The organism is Burkholderia oklahomensis C6786 (genome assembly GCF_000959365.1).
GTDB lineage: Bacteria > Pseudomonadota > Gammaproteobacteria > Burkholderiales > Burkholderiaceae > Burkholderia > Burkholderia oklahomensis.
Genome location: NZ_CP009556.1, coordinates 1,142,796 through 1,161,183, shown reverse-complemented (window position 1 = coordinate 1,161,183; position 18,388 = coordinate 1,142,796). Strand labels below are relative to the sequence as shown.

The following is an 18,388-nucleotide window of genomic DNA, read 5'->3' as shown; positions in this document are numbered from 1 at the left end:
AATTGTTAGCACGCAAATCTTTTGCACCTTACAGAAGATCTCGCCATGAACGACTCGCCGACCTTCCCGCTCACGCTCGACGACCAGCTCTGCTTCGCGCTCTATTCGACGTCGCTCGCGATGACGAAGGCGTACAAGCCGCTGCTCGACAAGCTCGCGCTCACCTATCCGCAGTACCTCGCGATGCTCGTGCTATGGGAAGCCGACGACATGGCGGTCAAGGACATCGCCGCGCGGCTCAGCCTCGATCCGGCCACGGTCACGCCGCTCCTAAAGCGCCTGGAGGCGCTCGGCTACATCGAGCGGGTGCGCGACACGAATGACGAGCGGATCGTCCACGCGCGGCTCACCACCGAAGGCGCCGCGCTGAAGCAGAAGGCCCGCTCCGTGCCTGCCGAGCTGTTTTGCGCGATGCGACAAACACCCGATTTTCTGATCCGGCTGCGCGAAGATCTCACGCGGCTGCGACAAGCGCTGTCGGACGCCGGCGGCGCCTGATCGACACTCGTTCGCCGCCGGCGAATCGCACCCCAAAAATTAATTTGCACACTAATGATTAGCTGGCTATATTTCTGTCGTGGCCCGCGCTTCGCGATTCGCCGGGTCTCTTCCCCCTCACGAAACAGGAGTCCAGCATGAACATTCTGTACAAGACGGAAGCAACCAGCACCGGCGGCCGCGACGGCCGCGCGACGAGCCATGACCAGAAGCTCGACGTAAAGCTCGCCGCGCCGCGCGAACTCGGCGGCACGGGCGCCGAAGGCACGAATCCCGAGCAGCTCTTCGCCGCCGGTTACTCGGCATGCTTCCTGAGCGCGATGAAGTATGTCGCGGGCCAAAACAAGCAGACGCTGCCAGCCGACACGACCGTTACGGCAGAAGTGGGCATCGGCCCGAACGAGGAAGGTGGATTTGCGCTCGACGTCGAACTGCGCGTGGCGCTGCCCGGTTTCGACGCGGCGGCCGCAAAGGCGCTCGTCGATCGCGCACACCAGGTGTGCCCGTACTCGAACGCGACGCGCAACAACGTCGCGGTGCGCCTCGTCGTCGCGTAACGCGGCGCGCAAGCGCCGAAAAGACAAAGAGGGCGCGCCGGCCATCAAGCCGGCGCGCCCTCTTCAACTTCACAACTTTATGCGTATAAATTTAATACGCGCTCATCGCGGAATCACGAGCGCTCGAGTGCGGCTTCACGATCGAGCTTGCGCATGCGGAATTCAAGGTCGTACAGATCGGATGCGCCGGAAAGATACGCATCGGCGTGTTCCCTCGCGCGTTGCTCGGGCGACTTCGTCAGGAACAAGAACAGGCGGCTCAGCAAGTACATGATCGGTCACTCCAATCCAAGGGTTTTATCTTAGGTATTTACCCGCATTATAGGGAAAACCCTGAATTGGAGCCACCCGTTTTCGACTCGTGCGTCGTTACGACGCGACAACCGCCCGCGCGCGCGACGCAAAAAACGACCAAATCAGCTCGCTCGCGTCCGGACCGGTCGCCGAGTGGAACGGCACGCTGTCGTCGCCGCCCGACCACGCGTGCGCGAGGCCGTGAACCCGGCAGAGGCGCACGACGGATTCGCCGTCGCACCGGTAGTCGACCGTCTGCACATCCGCCGCGCGCGCCTCGAAGCGCTTGGCGCCCGTCAGTTCGCCTTCGGTGTCCGCGAGGCCGTTCAGCCGCAGGAACTGGACCGCGAGTTCGTCCGCGTTCTTCGGTGCGACGACGCGGTCATCGTCGCCGTGCACGATGAGGGCTGGCATCCCCGGATACGAGCCCGGCTCGACGAGCGCGTCGACGACGACGGCAGGAGTGCGGTGCAGGCCGCGGCGCATCACGTCCATCGCGGTGATCCCGGAGTGCGCGTCGCCGAACGCGGGCCCCGAATGGAGCGCCACGGCCGCAAAATGCTGCGGGAAATGCAGCGAGAGCAGCGACACGAGCCCCGCGCCCGCCGACATGCCGGCCGCATAGACACGCGACGCGTCGAAGCCGCGTTCGGCGACGAGCGCGTCGACGAGCGCGACGACCGCCTGCGCTTCGCCGCGCCCACCGTGCGCGGTGTCGTCGTACCAATGCCAGCAGCCGTGTGCATGCGCGTTGAGAGATTGCTCCGGATAGAGCACCGCGAAGCCGTATCGATCGGCGAGCAGGTTCATCCGCGTACCTTGCGCGAACTGATCCATGTCCTGCTTGCAGCCGTGCAGCATCACGACGAGCGGCAGACCTTCCGTGTCCGCTCCGGACGGCACGTACAGGCCGTATTCGAGATGCTTGACGAAGCGCCCGAATGCGGGCGGCAGCGGGTGATCGGCGCGAATCCATTCGCCGCCCGCCCATGCGGCCGCGCGCGGCCGGACGCGGGACTCGCGCGCGACGGGCGGCGCCGGTTCGGCGGGCGCCGCGACGGCGGCGGCGATCGGTTCGGCGAACGGCCAGTCGGTCGCCATCTTTTGGGCAGCCTTCAGAGCGGACTTCGACGTCCGCGAGTTCGGCATGTGTAGCATACGTTTCACACCGCCCAGCCAGAGTTTCGTCAGACTTTTGGTCATCGGTCGGGGCTCGCAGTCAGAAATTAGGGACGCCGCAATGGGCGCAATCGTTTTGGTTTGTGCAATGCACAATAACACTGTTTCTGGGATTTATCCCGACACCCGATAGTTCCCTGCCGGCCTCCGATCGGAGCACGGCCCACGACGACCTGTATACTGGGCGCTCGCGCTTGTCTTCGTTGTAGTCGCTATTGACGGCTCATGCGTTAAGCAAGTATCCCGCATTTCCCGTACCTGCCCGCAGCCCTCGATGTTCGATTTGCCGCCCCGTCTGTGGATCTCGATCACCGCCCTAGGCGGTGCCGGCCTGACCCTGCCCCTCGCCATCACGATCGCCGTCTGGCTCGCGCTCGGCTATTCGCTTCGCCGCGCCGCCGCATGGCTCGCCGTGCTGGGCATCGCGATCGGTGTTGTCGCGCTCACGAAAATCGCGTTCCTCGGCTGGGGCATCGGCGTGCGCGCGTGGGATTTCACGGGCTTCAGCGGTCACGCGATGCTGTCGACATCAGTCTATCCGGTCGCGATGTTCCTCGCGCTCGCCCGCGCGAAGCCGGCCGTGCGCGTCGCCGGCATCGTGGTCGGGCTCGCGGCGGGTATCGCCGTCGGGCTGTCGCGCGTCGCGCTCGACGCGCATTCGCCGTCCGAGGCGGTCACGGGCTGCATCATCGGCGCCGTCGCCGCGCTGTCGTTCATCGCCGGCTCGTGGCGCGCGATGCCGCACCGCTGGTCGGCGCCCGCCGTCGCGACGAGCCTCGTGGCCGTCACGATCGCGCTGCACGGAGTCACCGTGCCGTCGCATCGCTGGGTCACCGCGGTCGCGCTGCAGCTTTCCGGCCACGAGCGTCCGTACGTGCGGGCGCGCTGGAAAGCAAATCCGAACTACCGGCCCGCGTCGCGACCGGCCCAGCAACAGACGCTCGGCATGCCGACGGCGGTCGAGCGCGCGTAAGGCAGGCCGGGAAGCCGCTGGGCGTTTCCGCAATCCTGCTGTTCCGCTGTTCCGCCACCCAATTGTCCGCTCCCCACTGCCCTGAGCCGCTGCACCGTCCCCCGCGCTGCGGCGTCATGCAGCACCAGCACAGTACGAAAACCCGGGTCGCTATAACCTCGCGTATATTACGATTACGGTTTTCTTCCATGTATTGTTCCCCGCCATGTCCGCTCCCGTCCGCTCCGCCCGCCGTTTGTTCCTGCGTCTCGCGACGCTGTCCGCGCTCGCCGCCGGCTTCGCCGCTCCGGCCGCGCATGCCGCCGACGAGCTCGTCGTGTCGGCTGCGGCGAGCCTGACCAATGCGTTCAAGGCAGTCGGCGACGCCTACGGGAAGCAGCATCCGGGCACGAAGATCCTGTTCAACTTCGGCGCGTCCGACGTGCTGATGCAGCAGATCGCGAAGGGCGCGCCGGCCGACGTGTTCGCGTCGGCCGACCAGAAGGCGATGGATCGCGCGGTCGCCGAGCGCGTGATCGCCGACGGCACGCGCCGCGACTTCGCCGCGAACTCGCTGGTACTGATCGTGCCCGCCGACAGCCGCGCGACGTTCGGCTCGCTGCGCGATCTGACGGCGCCCGCCGTGAAGCGCGTCGCGTTCGGCGATCCGGCGTCGGTGCCGGTCGGCCGCTACACCGAGGGGGCGCTGAAGGCGGCCGGCGTGTGGAACGACGTGAGCGCGAAGGGCGTGCTCGCCGCGAACGTGCGCCAGAGCCTCGACTACGTCGCGCGCGGCGAAGTCGACGCGGGCTTCGTGTTCGGCACCGATGCGGCCGTGATGCCCGAGCGCGTGAAGGTCGCGCTGACCGTCCCGACGCAAACGCCGATCACCTATCCGATCGCCGTCGTCAAGGACAGCCGGCATGCGGGGGCCGCACAAGGCTTCGTCTCCTTCGTGCTGTCGCCCGCGGGCCAGGCGGTGCTCGCGAAGTACGGCTTCAAGCCGGCCGCGAACGCCGCGAACTGATCGGGATACGCGATGCACGACGCCTGGGTTCCGCTGCTGCTGTCACTGAAGGTCGCCGGCTGGGCGACGGCGCTCGATCTCGTGCTCGGCGTCGCGACGGGCTATGCGCTCGCGCGTTGGCGCTCGGGCGCGCGCGACGTGATCGATTCGCTGCTGACGCTGCCGCTCGTGCTGCCGCCGACGGTGCTCGGCTATTACCTGCTCGTGCTGCTCGGCCGGCGCGGCGTATTCGGCGCGTGGCTCGACGAGCTCGGCATCCAGCTCGTGTTCACCTGGCAAGGCGCGGTGATCGCGTCGATGGTCGTCGCGTTTCCGCTGATCCTGAAGTCCGCGCGCGCCGCGTTCGAAGCGGTCGATCCGCAGCTTGAGCGCGCGGCTCGCACGCTCGGCATCAGCGAAGCCGGAATTTTCTTTCGCGTGACGCTGCCGCTCGCCGCGCGCGGCATTCTCGCGGGCGCGCTGCTCGCATTCGCGCGCGCGCTCGGCGAATTCGGCGCGACGCTGATGATCGCAGGCAACCTGCCCGGACGCACGCAGACGCTGTCGGTCGCCGTCTACGCGGCCGTGCAGGCGGGCGACGACACGACCGCGAACTTCCTCGTGCTCGTCACGTCGGTGACCTGCGTGCTGATTCTCCTCGCCGCGGGGCGGCTCGTGCCGCAGCGCGCGCTCGTCGGAGCGCGATGAGATGAGCCTCGTCGTCGACATCCGCAAGACGCTCGTCACGCCCGAGCGGCATTTCACGCTCGACGTGTCGTTTGCATCGGCCGCCCAGCGCATCGTGCTGTTCGGGCCGTCGGGCGCCGGCAAGAGCCTCACGCTGCAGGCGATTGCCGGACTGCTCGCGCCCGACCGCGGCACGATCTCGCTCGGCGGCGACACGCTGTTCGACGACGCGCGCGGCATCGACGTGCCGACGCAGGCGCGACGCGTCGCGTATCTGTTCCAGGACTACGCGCTCTTTCCGCATCTGAACGTCCGGCAGAACCTCGCGTTCGGCCTGAAGCGCGGCTGGCGCAATCCGCGCGCGAAGGAGCTGCCGGACGAAGCCGCATACTGGCTGCGCGCGTTCGAACTCGAGGCGCTCGCCGGGCATTATCCGGCGCAGTTGTCGGGCGGGCAAAAGCAGCGCGTCGCGCTCGCGCGCGCGCTGATCGCGCAACCGCGGATCCTGTTGCTCGACGAGCCGTTCTCTGCGCTCGACGTCGCGATGCGCCAGCGGATGCGCCGCGAGCTGACCGATCTGCAGATGCGGCTCGACATTCCGATGGTGCTGATCACGCACGATCCGGACGATGTCGCCGCGTTCGGCGATCAGGTCGTGCAGCTTCAGGAAGGGCGCGTACTGCCCGAGGCGCCGGTCGCCGAATGGGTGACGAGCATTCGGTGACGGGAACGGCTCGGGTCGCTTGCACGGCCGGCACGGCCAGCCGCCGCCGGATTTCCGCCATCCCCTTGGTTGGGCAAGCTCACCCCGGACTCCGGCAGAAAGGCGTGGATCTGACTGACCATGCCGGTGCGATCCCGCACCCGCCCCTCGCGCGCCCGATGCCGCGCCGAGAGAGGCTGCTGAGTCTCGTTGCGCGCGAGCTGACGAACCGCATGCACGGACGCGACGCCGCCTCGCGGATCGCTTGTGCATCGGCGAAATCGTTCTTGTCGCCCTGCAGGAAAGGTTTGGCGAACTGCGGGGAAATCAGCTTGGCCTGGTGACCGAGTGCCGAATCCGTCGCGCAACCCAATGTGCGCCCGCACACGCTTCCATGGCCACCGTACAGCGCGGAAGATTGCCCGGCAGCGTCGGCATCTAGCCGCGTGTGGGCTTCTTGCGGAACACCATGCGGCCCGATGCGGACTGCGCATGCAAGCCGGACGCAATGCTCGCCAGGATCGATTCCGATCAACGAGAAGGTGTCCATGACGATCTCCCCAAAAGGAAACAGCCCGATCAGCGTAAGCCGATCGGGCTGTTTCGGTCAGGCTGACCATCTCGTTAAAGCCGACTCGAAGCCGGCTTCGTTCCACCCCCGCCCTCGCCTGCGCCCGCGCCGCCGATTACCATTCAGCGAGCGCGGCCGCCGCATCAGCCGTTGACCGCCAGAATCACGCTCGATGCCTTGAACGCCGCCATCGCGCTCACGCCCTTCGCGAGCCCAAGCGCGTCGACGCTGTCGTTCGTCACGATCGCCGCGAGCGTCATGCCGCCGTCGAGGGCGAGCAGCACTTCGCTGTTCACCGCGCCGCGCGTGACCGTCTCGACGACGCCAAGTAGCTGATTGCGCGCCGACAGCTTGAGCGGCGCGCCCGCGTCGACCGCCAGCACGATCCATGACGCCTTCACGAGCGCGCATGCGTCGACGCCCGGCGTGAGCCCGAGCGCCTCCGTGCTCTCGTGCGTGACCACCGCGGTAATCGTGTGGTCGCCCGGCAACGCGAGCACCACTTCGTCGTTCACCGCGCCGTGCTTGACTAGCAGGACCTTGCCGAACAGCTGATTGCGTGCGCTCGTCTTCATGCCTATTCTCCCGATGAGTTCCCAATTGACCGCGAAGCCTTCGACGGCCGCGCTCGCCGCGTCGATGAAGCGTCGATGCTCGCGCTCGATCGCGCGAAACGCCGCGATCAGCGCCGTCGCGCGCGGCGTGAGCGTCGTGCCGCCGCCGCCCTTGCCGCCCGTCGAGCGCAACACGAGCGGCTCGCCCGCGAGGTTGTTCATCGTGTCGATCGCATCCCACGCGCCCTTGTAGCTGAGGCCGACCGCCTTCGCCGCGCGCGTGATCGAGCCGGTCTCGCCGATCGCGGCGAGCAGCGCGATGCGCGCCGCGCCGCCGAGCGTCTGGGCGCCCGCATCCAGCCACAGCTCGCCGCGCAGTGCGAGCGGCTCGCGCGCGGCGGGCGCGTCGGAACGGGGAGAGGACGAATCGGCTGTCATCGACGCAGCGAAGCAAGACGGGAAGCCATTATAGTCACGCCTTCCTGCCGCCGATCTTCGGCGGCCGCAACTCGCGCAGCATCTGCTCGGCCGCCTCCGCCGCGTAGCGCTGCGCCGCCGCGCCGTAGCCGCGCGCGAAGCCGAGCTGATACGGCGGCGCGGACAGCCGCTCGAGACAGCGCAGCGCGACAGCCGCGTCGTTCGCATCGCCGAGCGCGTTCTGCACGCGCGCGAGCAGCCGCACCGTCCCTTCGCGCGTGCGGCGCGACGCAAGCGACGAGAAGAACTCCAATGCGTAGCGCAATCGCTTCGCGTCGATCCGCACGCGGTGACGCGCGGCCGCGTCGAGCGTCGTCAGCCGTCCCGAGCCGTACAGATGGCCGAACAGCCGGCTCACGCACTTCGCCGCGTGCCGCTTGAGCGGCGGCGCCTTGCCGCGCGTCGGTTCGTCGTGCGTGAGCGGGAGCAGGCTCAGCCACTCGAGCCATGCGAACACGAGCTGCGTATAGCGCGCGGTGCCGAGCGCCTGCCGCAACTCGGCGCGCGCCGCGTCGCCTTGCGCACGCGCGGCATCGAGCGTGCCGGCCCACGCGGCCTCGTCGCCGTCCGCGGCGGCGAGATCGGGCAGCGTCGACGTCACGCAGACGTCCCAGTCGCGCACCGTGCCGAGCATCCCGGCGAGCCAGCGGAGATCGCCGGAGAACGCGTCCTTCCACGCGGCGTCGGCGTAACGCGGGAACAGCCGCGCGAGCGTGCGCAGCCGGCGCAGCGCGACCCGCATCTGATGGACGTATTCCGGATCGCCCGCGTCCCGCACGCCGGCATCGTTGCCGAGCCACTGCCCGGTCACGCCGCAGCCGAGCGCGAAGAATGCCGCACGCTGCGTGCGCGTCTTCGACAGATCGACCGGCCGCGCCTTCACCGGCGCGGCGAGCGCGTCCGGCGCTTCGCCCGCGCACGCGCGGTCGAGGACGCTCGTCAGTGACAGCGAGGCCGGCCACGCGCCGTTCAGCTCGCGGGCCGCGCTGAAGAGCGCGCGCAGCGCGGCGGCGCGCGCGGCGGGATCGTCCGTGTCGGCGACGGCGAGACGCAATTCGCAGACGCGCAGCGGCGCGGCTCGGGAAGCGGTAGACGAAGCGGCGGCCGCCGCCGGCGCGAACGTGATGTCGTCGAGCGTCAGTTCGACTTCGATACCGTCGGCGTCCAGCCACCGTCCGCGACGGCGATCGGCAACGAAGCCGCATGCCCATTGATCGGCGGATTGCGAATCGGGGGAAGCGGCGCCGACAACGGCGGCACCGGCGATCGAAGCGGAATCGGCGGCCGAGTCTCCGGAAGCGGCGGGACCGGCTCCGGAAGATCCAGCCGCGCCGTCTGCGTCGGTTTCGCTCGGCGGCGGAGACGCGCTCGTCGATGCATGCTTCGACGAACGCGCGGAAGCGGCTTTCGACGCCCGGCCCCGCGGCGGCTGCGCCGCGCGCACCGCGACCGGAGAATCGGGCGGCGGCGCGCTCTCCTGTGTGGCTTCCGCCGCCGCCGGCGATGCGGCTGCATCGCCCGACGCCCGCGACGCAACACGCACATCGCCGTGGTAGTCGTCGAAGCGCTCGCGCACCGCGACGCCGGGCACGAACGGATGGCTACGCACCGCGAGCACCCGCCGCGCCTGCGCGGTCGTCTCGATCCAGGTCTGCCAGCGGCCGCCGTCGTCGGGCTCCGCTTCGACGAACCGGCACGGCTCGATCGTCACGCGCTCGTGCCCGCGACGCATTTTCACCGGCGGACAGATCCGCCATGCCCGCGCGAGCTCCACGCCGAAGTCGCGCGCCGCGCCGCGCGACGTGCGCGCCCGCGACCCGCGCTCGGCTTGCCAGGCCTGCAGCGGAAAGTCCAACACGATTTCCAGAACACGCGCCATGGAAGCTCCGGCGATGATCGGCCCCGCCCGCTGCGCGTCCCGCGCTCGTCGACGGACTCCGACGTTCTCCATAGTACACGGCCCTTTTTACAACTAGTGAGGCGGAACGCCGCGCGCGGGCACGCCGCATTTCGGCTTTTGATGTCGGCCGGTCGGCCTTCAGCCGTCCGACCGGCTTCGCTACGTCGAGTTTCAGCTCATGTACTGCGCGATGCCGTTGCCGAACGACCAATCCTCCTTCAACACCTCGACGAGGCTGATGAACACGTCCTCGCCGCGCACGCCCGGACGTTCGGCGAGATGCTCGGCGATCAGCCGGTACAGTTCGCGCTTCTGCTCGAGCGTGCGCGTGTTGTTCGCGGTGATCTGGATCATCACCAGATCGTCGCTGCGCGCGATGCCGAGATAGTTGCGGCCGTAGAAGAAATTATCGGCGCTGTGCTCGGTCACGGTCATGAAAATATCGTCGGCGGGCACGTCGAACGCGCGCTGCAGCGCGCGATGAATGCCCTCCGACAACGCCCGGCGGTATTCGGCGGTCTTGCCTTCGCGCAATGCGATACGGGTGAACGGCATCGTGTTTCTCCTCGTGAGTTGGGACATGCACGCAGATTAGGTCCCGACATCTATAATGAACAGATATCAATGAATATTTCATCCATTTTTGTTTGAAATGAAACCGCTCGACCTCGACGCCGTCCGCGCGTTCGTCCTCGTCGCCGACCTGGCGAGCTTCACGCGCGCCGCCGACGCGCTCGGCACCACGCAATCGGCCGTCAGCCTCAAGCTCAAGCGGCTCGAAGCGCAACTCGGCAAGCCGCTGCTCGAACGCACGCCGCGGCGCGTGACGCTCGCAGCCGTCGGCGCCGCGTTCCTGCCCGCCGCGCGCGACCTGCTCGACGCGCACGAGCGCGCGCTCGCCGCGCTGTCGTCCGAGCAGCGCCGGTTGTCGATCGGCGTCAGCGAGCACGTCGCGGTGCCTGATCTGCCGGCCGTCCTCACCGGCCTCAACCGGCACGACCCGGCGCTCATGCTCGAAATGCATGTCGGGATGTCCGCCGGGCTGCTCGTGCAATACGACGAGCGGCGCCTCGACGCGGCGTTCGTCCGCCACGAGCCGGGCGAAGACCCGCCGCGCGACGACGCGACGCCGCTCTTCACCGAGCCGCTCGCGTGGCTCGCCGCGCCCGGCTGGACGCCGCGCGCGGGCGAGCCGCTGCCGCTCGCGGTGCTGGCCGGCCCGTGCGGCGTGCGCGCGGCCGCGCTGCGCGCGCTCGATCTCGCCGGCGTGCCGTGGCGCGAACGATTCACGGGCGGCGGCGTCGCGGCCGTCGCAGCGGCCGCCGCAGCGGGCCTTGCGGTGTGTCCGCTCGCCCGGCGCGTCGCGCCGCGCTCGCTCGTCGACGTCGGCGCGCGCTTCGGGCTGCCCGCGCTGCCGGACTCGCAAGTCGCGCTGTATTCGCGGGTGCGCGACGCGCGCTCGAAGGACACGCTGCGGCGCTTCGCCGACAGCCTGGCGGGGCCGGCGCGGCCGGCCGGACGCGAGTAGACTGACGGGTTTCGTCTGTCCATTTACCGCCCTTCGTCCGCATTTCCGCCGCCGCATGAACCACGACGCCCGCAAACACCTCCGCGCCAATCTGCTGATGCTCGCCGCCGCCGCGATCTGGGGCTCGGCGTTCGTCGCGCAGCGACTGAGCCTCGCCGTGATCGGCCCGTTGCTGTTCACCGGGCTGCGCTTCCTGCTCGGCGCGGCGGTGCTCGTGCCGCTGCTGCGCCTGAACGGCGCGGCGCGCGCGCACTGCGCGGCGATCGCGCGCGACCGCACGCTGCTGCTGCCGGGGCTCGTGCTGGGCGGGCTGCTCGCGGTGTCGATCTCGATGCAGCAGATCGGCCTGCAATACACGAAGATCGCGAACGCGGGCTTCATCAGCTCGCTCTACGTCGTGCTCGTGCCGATCATCGGCGTGTTCTTCCGGCATCGCACCGGCGCGGGCACGTGGCTCGGCGCGTTCCTCGCGGCGATCGGCCTGTATTTCCTCAGCGTCGACGAGCACTTCTCGATGCTGTACGGCGACTGGTTCCAGCTTGCGGGCGCGATCGTGATCGCCGTGCACGTGATCGCGGTCGGCCATCTCGCGCGCCGGCACGATCCGCTGGTGCTGTCGTTCATGCAGTTCGTCGTCTGCGGCGTGCTGTGTCTCGCGCTCGGGCTCGCGATCGAGCCCGTCAGCCGCACGTCGATCGTGCACGCGCTGCCGACGCTGCTTTACGGCGGATTGCTGTCGGTCGGCGTCGGCTACACGCTGCAGGTCGTCGCGCAACGCGACGCCGCGCCCGCGCACGCGGCCGTGATCTTCAGCATGGAAGGCGTGTTCGCCGCGATCGCGGGCTGGGCCGCGCTCGGCGAGACGCTGTCGCTGCGCGCATTGACGGGCTGCGCGCTGATGCTCGCGGGGCTCCTCGTCTGCCAGCTGCTGCCGGGCCACGCACGGCGCGCCGACGACAACGACGCGCTCCCCGCTTGACGCGCGCCGGACGCCGCGCGCGCGTCCGCTCCCTATAATGTCGATTCGCCCGTCATCACGATTTCACGCAAGGGAAACATTGTGACTCCGTCCGCCGTCGATCCGGCCGCCGCGCTGCTGCGCGAACGCGCCGCGCGCTTTGCCGCCGAGGTCGCGCTGTTCGTCCGCGACCACGCGCTGTCCGTCGCGTCGCACGACCTGCGCAGCCCGCTCAACGCGATGCATAGCTGGGCATACGTGCTCGAGCGCCGGCTCGCGCCGGGCGACGACAACCTGCAGCGCGCGCTCGCCGGCATCCGGATCGGGATCGAGCAGCAGACGAGCCTGCTGGAAACGGTCGTCGACGCGCCGCGCGCCGAGACGCGCACGCTCCCGATCGCACGCGCGGGCGTCGCGCTCGCGCCGCTCGCCGACGCATGCGCGGCGCTTGCGCGCGCCGCGCTCGGCGACGCGCGCGGCACGGCCGTGACGGTCGCGCCGCTCGCGCAGCCCGGCGCTTCGCTCGATTGCGATCGCGAGCGCGTCGCGCAGGCGCTGTGGTCGATGCTGACGTTCGCGATCGAAGCGAGCGCGCCCGGCAGCGAAGTCGCGCTCCGCTGCGACGCCGCGGCCGACGCGACGCGCTTCGACGTGACGTTCCGCGCGCAGCCGTCGGCGCTGACCGACGCGGCGCTGCCGCACGTGTTCGAGACGTTCGCGCGGCGCGACGCGCTCGCCGAGCGCCAGGGCGGACGTCCGGCGTCGGTGTTCGCACTCGCGCAGCGCGTCGCGCGCGCGCACGGCGGCAGGTTCGCGCAAGGCCCGCTCGCGGACGGCGCGCCGTCCACGCTCACGCTGACGATTCCCGCCGCCCGCGCGTGACCGGCCGCGCGCATCACCATCGCGCCGCAGACATTACGTTTTCCTTTCCAACCTTATACTGTCGGTTCGTTCATTTCCGGAGTTCCTTCGTTGATACAGATCTTCGCGCTCGTCGGCGCGTTGTTCCTCGTGGCCCTCAACGGCTTTTTCGTCGCCGCCGAATTCGGTCTCGTCAAGCTGCGTGCGACGCGCGTCAAGTCCCTCGCCCGCCAGCACGGCCTGCGCGGGCGCATCCTGCGGATCGTCCATGCGCGGCTCGACGCGTATCTGTCCGCCTGCCAGCTCGGCATCACGCTCGCCTCGCTCGGCCTCGGCTGGATCGGCGAGCCGGCGTTCGCCGCGTTGCTGTCGCCGATCCTCGCGCTCGTCGGCGTCGAGTCCGAACGGCTCGTGCATCTGATCTCGCTCGTGTTCGCGTTCTCGGTGATCTCGTTCCTGCACATCGTCGTCGGCGAGCTCGCACCGAAATCGATGGCGATCCGCCAGGCCGAGAAGACCGGCCTGTGGGTCGCGATTCCGCTCTATGCGTTCTACTGGGCGATGTATCCGGCGATCTGGGTGCTCAACTCGAGCGCGAACGCGGTGCTGCGGCTCGCGGGGCTGTCCGCCGATCACGGCGGCGACGCGCACTACTCGACCGACGAGCTGAAGCTGATCCTGCGCAGCCGCCGCAACACGGCCGGCGCGGCGAAGGCGTCGAAGGACACGTACAGCACCGACGAATGGAACACGCTCGCGCATTCGCTCGATTTCTCGTCGATGACCGTGTCCGACCTGATGCGGCCCGCGCACGAGATGGTCGGCCTGCGCCGCGACGTGCCGCTCGCGGACAACATGGAAGTCGTCGCGCGCCACCGCTTCAGCCGCTACCCGCTCTTCGACGACAAGTCGCGCGAGCGCGTGAACGGCCTCATCCACCTGAAGGATCTGCTGCTCGCGCGGCACGCGGGCGCGTCGCTCGCCGACTTGTCCGACTACGTGCGCCCGGTGCAGTACGTGAAGCCCGACACGCCCGCGCTCGACCTGTTCCGCCGCTTTCGCAAGGGCGCGCCGCACTTCGCGCTCGTCGGCAAGAAAGGCGAGAAGCCGATCGGCTACCTGACGCTCGACAACCTGCTCGGCGCGCTCGTCGGCCAGATCCACGACGAGTTCCGCCAGGGCGATTCGGACTGGAGCCGCCTCGACGACGGCACACTGATCGGCAAGGGCAGCCTGCCTGTCGTGTCGCTCGAGCAGGCGCTTGGGATCGACATCGACGAAGGCCGTGCGGAGTCGGTCGGCGGGCTCGTGATCCAGGCGCTCAACGACCTGCCGACCGAAGGCCAGCGCGTGTCGTTCGATCGCTTCGACGTCGTCGTGAAGAAGATGATCGGGCCGCGGATCGTGCTCGTGCGCGTGTATCCGAAGGCGTTCAAGGAGGCGGACGAATGAGCGGGCGGGCGGCGCGCGAAAGTGCGGCTGCAGCCGCGTAGGATGACGAAATGACCGACGACCTCGCACTGTCGCCGTACTACCTGATCACGCCAGAGCCGGCCTCCGGTTCCGACGCGGACCTCGCGGCGTTTCTCGACCGGCTGTCGGCCGCGCTCGCGACGGGGCTCACACTGGTCCAATTGCGCGTGAAGTCACTCGATGCAGCCGCTTACGCGACGCTCGCCGCCGACGCGATCGCACGATGCCGCGCGCAAGGCGCGCGCCTGGTCGTCAACGGGCCGATCGACGCCGACGCCGCGCTCGCGCTCGGCGCAAGCGGCGTGCATCTCGGCAGCGCGGCGCTGCGGACCGCGACCGCGCGCCCGATTTCTTCGGACTACCTGCTGTCGGCCGCGTGCCACTCGCTCGACGAACTGCGCCACGCGGAGCGTATCGGCGCGGACTTCGCAACGCTCTCTCCGGTCCTGCCGACGCTCACGCATCCCGGCGCGCCGACGCTCGGCTGGCCCCGCTTCGCCGACTGCGCGGCGCAGACGCGCGTGCCAATCTACGCACTCGGCGGGATGACGCGCGAACATCTGACGATGGCGCGTGCGCATCGCGCGCACGGCATCGCGAGCATTCGCGGGCTCTGGTAGGAAACGATGCGGCGACGGACGCAATGCGTTCCGCGCGCTCCGGCATCCGCTCGTCGCACAACGCCATCTGTCAGGCATCCTGACCACGCGAGCTCGGGCGAGCGCCACCCGCCCGGCGTCCGGCCAAGCACTCCCCTCCTCGTTCAGGCGCCGCCCGGCGGGCGCGGCGCGGCGTCCGCATAGCGACGCGCGTCGTGCGTCAGCGCGTACTGGTTGACGTCGCCCGTCAGCCACGCGACGAGCGCATACGGCGGCAGCTCGCCGCCGTCGACGCGATCTCTCGCGCGGCCCGGCGTCTCGAATACGATCATTCCGTCCGGCGCGCCGTAGAACGGCACCGACTGCGGCGACAGGTTCAGCGCGATGCTGAGCGTCTCGCCGTCGCCGAGCCGCCACGCGGCGACGAGCGCGTCCGCTTCGACGCCGTCGGCCGTGCGCAGCATGTCCGCGCTGCGCGGCTGCACGTCGAGGAGGCGCGGCGCGATCAGCTTCGCGCGCACCGCGAGCGCCGACTGCAGGAAATGGCGGCGCGATGAATCGCCGGCGGCTTCGTCGAAGATCAGCGGAATCTGCGGCGTCAACAACGATAGCGCGAGCGCGGCGAGATCCGCCTCGCGCGCATCTCGCACGACGCCGTCGGACAGCACGAGCGATGTGAGCGGCAGCCCGACGTCGGCCATCCCGCCGTCGCCGATCGGCTGCGCGCGCTGGAATACCGCGCCGTCCGCGGTCAACGCGCGCGCGAGCGCGTGAATCGACTGATGCGTCGACACGCCGTCGCCGTGCGCCCGATCGCGCCGGCCCGTCAGCCGATACAGCGCACGCTCGCCGCAGCCGTTCCATTGCGCGTCGAAATGCGTATCGGCGAGATGCGACGGATGCCGTTCGCTGCCGAGCACGAGATGCACGATCCGATCGGTCGGCATCGCCGCATGCACGCGGTCGGCGATCTCGCACAGCCACGTGCTGTCGATGCGATCCGCCTCGCGGATTCGCAACCCGTCGCATCGATACTCTTCGAGCCAGTAGAGCGCGTTGTCGCAGAAGAATTCGCAGACCTGCGGATGATCGAGCGCAAGCGGCGGCGCCTGCAGCGGATCGTCGCGCGTATGGAAGAAAGGCTGTGCGTAGTGCCGCATTTCGTCGGTGCCGCAACCGAAGCGCGCGTAGTCGAGATCGAGCAGCACCGCGAGGCCGAAGCCGTGCGCGTCGTCGATCAGCTGCTTCAGCGCCTCCGGGCCGCCGTATGCGGCGATCGGCGCGAACGGCAGGCTGTCGTCGCGCGCTTGCGGCGCCGCGAGCAGTTCGAGCGCCGTCACGCCGAGCCGCGCGAGCTGCGGCAGACGTCGGCGCACGCCGTCGTAGCCGCCCGCCGCGCCGGGCCGGACCGCGTAGAGCGCGATCTCCTCCCACGGCCGGCCGCGCCAGAACGTATGGCGCCACGTGAACGCGCGCGGATCGATCACTTCGCTCGGCCCGTCGATGCCTTCGGGCTGCGAGCGCGATGCAGGATCGGGAATCGTCAGGGACTCGTCGAGCCGGTACCGGTAGCGCGTATGGGCGCCGCAATCGGCAAACGTCTCGAACCAGCCGTCGCCGGCGGGCGCCATCGGCAATTCATGCGGACCGCTCGCGGTTTCGAGCGCGAGCGTGGCGGTCGCATGCGCGGGCGCCCAGACGCGGAAATGCGTGCGTATTGTCTCGCCAGCCGCACCGCACGGCTGTGCGCCGAACGGCAGGCAATGCGAATGGTGCCGCGCATACGGATCGTGAGGACATTCGGACATGATGCGCTCCTCCTGCGTTCAGAGGCATGACGATGCGCCGTGTGCGGCGCACATGCATGACACGCGTGGCCCGACGAAGAAGGGGCACTCAGTATGCGCCGATTCGGGCCGCGATGCGAGCGCCGCAGCGGGCTTTAAACGTGGAGCGACCCCGAAAAAGAGCGGTAGTCGCGATACCATGATCGTCGCTTGACTTGTTGCGGTTCGCGCCGCCGTCTACGCTCCTGCTTCGTTTCGCATGCCGTCCCGGCCGCGTATTTGATCAGGAGTCCGACTGCCATGTCCACGCCATCCGGCGCCGCAAAATTCGACCCGTCGCGTGCAGCGGAATACGCGGAGCAAAGCCGAATCGCGCTCGCGGGCTATGACGCGTGCCACGATCTCGCCGCGTGCATGCTCGCGTCGTCCGTCGCGGCGGAAGAAGGCGCCGCACGGATCCTCGTCGCGGGCGCGGGCGGCACCGCGCGCGAGATCGTCGCGCTCGCGGGCCTCGAGCCCGGCTGGCGCTTCACCGCCGTCGATCCTTCGCAGCCGATGCTCGACCTCGCACGCGCGAACGTCGCGGCGGCCGGCCTCGACGCGCGCGTGCGGACGCATCATGGCTACGTCGACGATCTGCCGCCCGACGCGCGCTTCGACGGCGCGACGCTGATCGGCGTGCTGCATCACGTGCCCGGCGACGACGCGAAGGCCGCGCTGCTCGGCTCGATCGCGCAGCGCTTGAAGCCGGGCGCGCCGCTCGTCGTCGCGGGCAACTACCGCCGCTACGCCGAGCATCCGCGGCTGCTGAGCGCATGGGCGCAGCGCTGGCGGATGCACGGCGCGTCTCCCGACGAAGTCGCGCGGAAGCTCGCGACGATCCTGCGCGGCGCCGATCCGCCCGCATCCGAAGACGCCGTGCATGCGTTGCTCGACGCCGCCGGTTTCGGCGAGCCGCTGCGCTTTTTCGCAAGCCTGTTCTGGAGTGCGTGGATCGCGACGCGCGGCGCGTGAACGAGCTTGCCGGTGGCCCGGTTCGCGGCGTCAGTGGCGTTTTCGCGCGCCATGCGGCGCATGAACGCGCGGCCTGCGAAACGCGAGCCGCGCCGCCTGTTCAAGACCTCTGCGCGCCATTTCGATCCGCTCTGCGGACGGCCGCCACGATCGCTGCACAATCGTTCAATACATCCTGCGCCGCGTGCGATAGCTTATCCGTTCCAAGGGTTCACCAACGATGCGAGAGCAAGGGTTGCCGAGTTGCCTTTGCTCTCGCCGATAACACGAAGACAGGCAAGCAGGCCGCACGGAGGGTCACAAACGTGAGTGTTGAATCGGTTCGCCAGTTTCTGGCGGAAAAGGCGCCGGACATCGACGTCATCCCCTTGAGCGAAAGCAGTTCCACGATGACGTTGTCGGCAGCCTGGGACATCAAGCCGGCGCAGATCGCCAAGACGCTCGCGATGAAGGTCGGCGACGCCCATGTGCTACTTGTATCCTGCGGCGATTCCCGTCTCGACAACCAGAAAGTCAAAGCCGCGCTGGGCGGCAAGGCAAAAATGCTCTCCGCGGAAGAAACGGTCGCCGTCACCGGCCATCCGGTGGGCGGAGTATGTCCGTTCGGCCTGTCGACTCCGCTACCCGTTTATTGCGACGTGATGTTGAAATCGTACGACTTCGTTGTACCGGCCGCCGGCTCGACGCACGCCGCGCTACGCATCGATCCGATCCGGCTGGCCGAACTGGCCGCGGCCGAGTGGGTCGACGTCTGCAAATAGCTCACGCGACGCACGTCGTCCGTTGCAGG

The 18,388-nt window shown here is 69.0% G+C and carries 19 protein-coding genes and 1 pseudogene; 13 read left to right on the top strand and 7 right to left on the bottom strand.

The window, feature by feature from the left end; all coding sequences use genetic code 11:
* Positions 1–45: 45 nt before the first annotated feature.
* On the top strand, positions 46–498 hold the full coding sequence (locus BG90_RS23055; RefSeq protein ID WP_010120098.1) for a MarR family winged helix-turn-helix transcriptional regulator: 453 nt from the start codon (positions 46–48) through the stop codon (positions 496–498).
* Between the two features lie 137 nt (positions 499–635).
* Positions 636–1,055 carry an organic hydroperoxide resistance protein gene (locus tag BG90_RS23050; RefSeq protein ID WP_010110132.1) on the top strand — a complete coding sequence of 140 codons (420 nt, stop codon included), beginning with the start codon at positions 636–638 and terminating at the stop codon, positions 1,053–1,055.
* A 113-nt stretch (positions 1,056–1,168) separates the two neighbouring features.
* Here the strand turns inward: BG90_RS23050 and BG90_RS31200 are convergent, their stop codons facing one another.
* Both BG90_RS31200 and BG90_RS23045 read right to left on the bottom strand, forming a co-directional pair.
* Positions 1,169–1,327, bottom strand: a complete 159-nt coding sequence (locus BG90_RS31200; protein ID WP_010110133.1) for a DUF3563 family protein — start codon at positions 1,325–1,327, stop codon at positions 1,169–1,171.
* A gap of 97 nt (positions 1,328–1,424) precedes the next feature.
* Positions 1,425–2,552 (bottom strand): extracellular catalytic domain type 1 short-chain-length polyhydroxyalkanoate depolymerase, encoded by a 1,128-nt coding sequence (locus tag BG90_RS23045; protein WP_038802106.1) that lies wholly within the window; start codon positions 2,550–2,552, stop codon positions 1,425–1,427.
* 250 nt (positions 2,553–2,802) lie between these two features.
* Here BG90_RS23045 and BG90_RS23040 point away from each other — a divergent pair, with 250 nt between their 5' ends.
* From BG90_RS23040 to BG90_RS23025, 4 genes are all read left to right on the top strand, one after another.
* Entirely contained in the window at positions 2,803–3,501 is a 699-nt protein-coding gene (locus tag BG90_RS23040) for a phosphatase PAP2 family protein (RefSeq protein WP_010110140.1), read from the top strand.
* Positions 3,502–3,706: 205 nt separating this feature from the next.
* Positions 3,707–4,507 carry a molybdate ABC transporter substrate-binding protein gene (gene modA / locus BG90_RS23035; RefSeq protein WP_025990343.1) on the top strand — a complete coding sequence of 267 codons (801 nt, stop codon included), beginning with the start codon at positions 3,707–3,709 and terminating at the stop codon, positions 4,505–4,507.
* Positions 4,508–4,519: 12 nt separating this feature from the next.
* Positions 4,520–5,194 (top strand): molybdate ABC transporter permease subunit, encoded by a 675-nt coding sequence (modB, locus tag BG90_RS23030; RefSeq protein ID WP_010110143.1) that lies wholly within the window; start codon positions 4,520–4,522, stop codon positions 5,192–5,194.
* 1 nt (position 5,195) lies between these two features.
* Positions 5,196–5,897, top strand: coding sequence for an ATP-binding cassette domain-containing protein (locus BG90_RS23025; protein WP_010120103.1), 702 nt, complete (start codon positions 5,196–5,198; stop codon positions 5,895–5,897).
* A gap of 1 nt (position 5,898) precedes the next feature.
* Here the strand turns inward: BG90_RS23025 and BG90_RS35540 are convergent.
* From BG90_RS35540 to BG90_RS23010, 4 genes and pseudogenes are all read right to left on the bottom strand, one after another.
* Positions 5,899–6,426, bottom strand: a pseudogene (locus BG90_RS35540) (IS110 family transposase); the annotation flags it as partial.
* A 164-nt stretch (positions 6,427–6,590) separates the two neighbouring features.
* Positions 6,591–7,439 (bottom strand): TOBE domain-containing protein, encoded by an 849-nt coding sequence (locus BG90_RS23020; protein WP_010120118.1) that lies wholly within the window; start codon positions 7,437–7,439, stop codon positions 6,591–6,593.
* A 34-nt stretch (positions 7,440–7,473) separates the two neighbouring features.
* Entirely contained in the window at positions 7,474–9,357 is a 1,884-nt protein-coding gene (locus BG90_RS23015) for a CHAD domain-containing protein (RefSeq protein WP_010120120.1), read from the bottom strand.
* A gap of 192 nt (positions 9,358–9,549) precedes the next feature.
* Positions 9,550–9,933, bottom strand: coding sequence for a tautomerase family protein (locus BG90_RS23010; RefSeq protein ID WP_010120122.1), 384 nt, complete (start codon positions 9,931–9,933; stop codon positions 9,550–9,552).
* 97 nt (positions 9,934–10,030) lie between these two features.
* Here BG90_RS23010 and BG90_RS23005 point away from each other — a divergent pair, with 97 nt between their 5' ends.
* From BG90_RS23005 to BG90_RS22985, 5 genes are all read left to right on the top strand, one after another.
* Positions 10,031–10,906, top strand: coding sequence for a LysR family transcriptional regulator (locus BG90_RS23005; protein ID WP_045568404.1), 876 nt, complete (start codon positions 10,031–10,033; stop codon positions 10,904–10,906).
* Between the two features lie 55 nt (positions 10,907–10,961).
* Positions 10,962–11,885 carry a DMT family transporter gene (locus BG90_RS23000; protein ID WP_010120136.1) on the top strand — a complete coding sequence of 308 codons (924 nt, stop codon included), beginning with the start codon at positions 10,962–10,964 and terminating at the stop codon, positions 11,883–11,885.
* 81 nt (positions 11,886–11,966) lie between these two features.
* Positions 11,967–12,746 (top strand): sensor histidine kinase, encoded by a 780-nt coding sequence (locus BG90_RS22995; RefSeq protein WP_045568403.1) that lies wholly within the window; start codon positions 11,967–11,969, stop codon positions 12,744–12,746.
* Positions 12,747–12,836: 90 nt separating this feature from the next.
* A complete protein-coding gene (locus tag BG90_RS22990; protein WP_010120141.1) occupies positions 12,837–14,177 on the top strand; it encodes a hemolysin family protein in 1,341 nt (446 codons plus the stop codon).
* 50 nt (positions 14,178–14,227) lie between these two features.
* Complete coding sequence (locus BG90_RS22985; RefSeq protein ID WP_010110171.1) at positions 14,228–14,818, top strand: thiamine phosphate synthase; 591 nt, start codon at positions 14,228–14,230, stop codon at positions 14,816–14,818.
* Positions 14,819–14,961: 143 nt separating this feature from the next.
* Here the strand turns inward: BG90_RS22985 and BG90_RS22980 are convergent, their stop codons facing one another.
* The gene (locus BG90_RS22980) at positions 14,962–16,605 is read right to left on the bottom strand and encodes a DUF3459 domain-containing protein (RefSeq protein ID WP_010120142.1); all 1,644 of its coding nucleotides are present in this window, start codon (positions 16,603–16,605) and stop codon (positions 14,962–14,964) included.
* A gap of 279 nt (positions 16,606–16,884) precedes the next feature.
* On the opposite strand from BG90_RS22980, the gene BG90_RS22975 reads away from it, so the two are divergent.
* The gene (locus BG90_RS22975; protein ID WP_010120143.1) at positions 16,885–17,598 is read left to right on the top strand and encodes a methyltransferase domain-containing protein; all 714 of its coding nucleotides are present in this window, start codon (positions 16,885–16,887) and stop codon (positions 17,596–17,598) included.
* A gap of 305 nt (positions 17,599–17,903) precedes the next feature.
* Positions 17,904–18,359 (top strand): YbaK/EbsC family protein, encoded by a 456-nt coding sequence (locus tag BG90_RS22970; RefSeq protein ID WP_010110174.1) that lies wholly within the window; start codon positions 17,904–17,906, stop codon positions 18,357–18,359.
* Positions 18,360–18,388 lie beyond the last annotated feature (29 nt).